The organism is Nocardia sp. NPDC004722 (genome assembly GCF_053601505.1).
Genome location: NZ_JBSGBY010001000.1, coordinates 1 through 1797 on the forward strand (window position 1 = coordinate 1; position 1797 = coordinate 1797).

Below are 1797 nucleotides of genomic sequence, written 5' to 3' on the forward strand. Positions count from 1 at the left end.
GATCTGCTCGAAGAACAGCCGCATGTTCGGCCCGATCTCGGCGAGTTCGATGAACATTCGGAGCGGTCGATCTCAATATCGTTGCCGGACAGCGGCAGAGCGCCGCCGACGCCTATCTCGCACCCGCGTCGGGGCGGCCGAATCTCAGGGTGGTCACCGGTGCGCTCGCGGGGCGGCTGCTCCTCGAGGGGCAGCGCTGCGTGGGGGTCGAGTACCGCGTGGGTGGCGAAATCCACCGCGCTACCGCCACTTCCGAAGTGGTGCTGACAGCCGGGACCATCGGCAGCGCACAGCTGCTGTTGTGCTCGGGCATCGGACCGGAGTCGGTGCTGCGGGACGCGCAGGTCGAGGTGATGCACCCGTTGGCCGGGGTGGGCCGCAATCTGCACGACCATCCCCGGGTCAACCTGGTGCACAGTTCGCGGCGCCTGGTGCCCACGCCGCGCGCCAATCACGGCGAGATCATCGGCACCCTGCGCAGCAACCCGGACCTGGCGGGACCGGATGTGCAGATCATCTTCATCGATATCCCCCTGCCCAATCCCGTTGCGGCGGTGCCGAACGGCTTCACCATCGGCGTCTCGCCGATGCTCCCGGCGAGCCGCGGCTCCCTGCTCATCACCTCGGCCGACCCGTCCGCACCGCCGGTGCTCGACCCCGGATACTTCACGGCGGCAGCGGATGTCGAGGCCGTGATCGCCGGTATCGAGGCCGCCCGCGAGATAGCGGCTTCACCGGCTCTCGCCGGGTGGGGCGTCACCGAGGTCGCACCCGGATTCGACGTCACCGACGAGGCGGCGCTCCGCGACTACGCCCGAAGGAATTTCGGTTCCTACTGCCACCCGGTCGGCACCTGCGCGCTGGGCGAGGACGACGCCGCGGTCGTGAATTCCGAACTCCGAGTGCACGGCCTGGAGGGCCTGCGAATCGCCGACGGATCCGTCATCCCCGCGATTCCCTCGGCCAACACCAACGCGACGGTCTACGCCATCGCCGAACGCGCCGCGGACCTACTGCGGCGCTCGTAAGCCCTTGTCTGAACCCGAATTACGTCGACGGAGCGTCATCCGACTGATGTGTCGGTGGTGGCGTGCCGGACACAGTTGGTGCAGTTCCAACCGAGGAGAGATCATGAAGAGACGAGTATTGGCACTCGCGGCCGCTGGAATCACGGTGGTGGGCGCTGCCGCGATCTACGCGGTGGTGGACAGGTCGGACGATTCCGCCGCCCAGGCGAGCGGTAATGCCTTCAACTGCACGACATTTCAGATTCCCGCACCGGCCGGTGCCAGCGTGGAGTCGCTGACGGCGAACGCGGTCCCCGCCGGCACCTTCCAGGTTCCCGGGGCCCCGCCGCTGGGCGGTTACCCCGTGGCCGATGTCCCGGCGCACTGCGAGGTGACGGTCACGCTGACCCACTCCGGCGCGAACGACCGTGCCAAGGTGCAGGTTTGGCTGCCGGAGTCGGGCTGGAACGGCCGTTTCCAGGCGGTCGGCGGCGCGGCCTATGCCGCGGGGAACATCGGGGGTGTGGCCGCGGGCGTCAAGCAGGGCTACGCGGTCGCGACCACCGACGCGGGCGTGGATACCAGTGGCCTGAACAGCAGTTGGGCGCTGGACGCGAACGGCCGGATCAATACCGCACTGCTGGAGAACTTCTCGTCCCGTTCGGTGCACGAGCTGGCCGTCGTCGGCAAGCAGGTCGTCAACGACGTCTACGGGCACGCCGCGGCCTACTCCTATTGGAACGGCTGCTCGACCGGCGGGCGACAGGGCTACATGGAAGCCCAGAAGTAC

At 68.2% G+C, this 1797-nt stretch carries 2 protein-coding genes; both read left to right on the forward strand.

Annotation, left to right across the window (positions count from 1 at the left end):
• The first annotated feature begins 77 nt into the window (after positions 1-77).
• Positions 78-1028 (forward strand): GMC family oxidoreductase, encoded by a 951-nt coding sequence (locus tag ACWELQ_RS45075; RefSeq protein WP_452403088.1) that lies wholly within the window; start codon positions 78-80, stop codon positions 1026-1028.
• A gap of 103 nt (positions 1029-1131) precedes the next feature.
• Positions 1132-1797 (forward strand): tannase/feruloyl esterase family alpha/beta hydrolase (locus ACWELQ_RS45080; protein ID WP_452403087.1); only part of this gene is annotated, 666 nt, incomplete at its 3' end.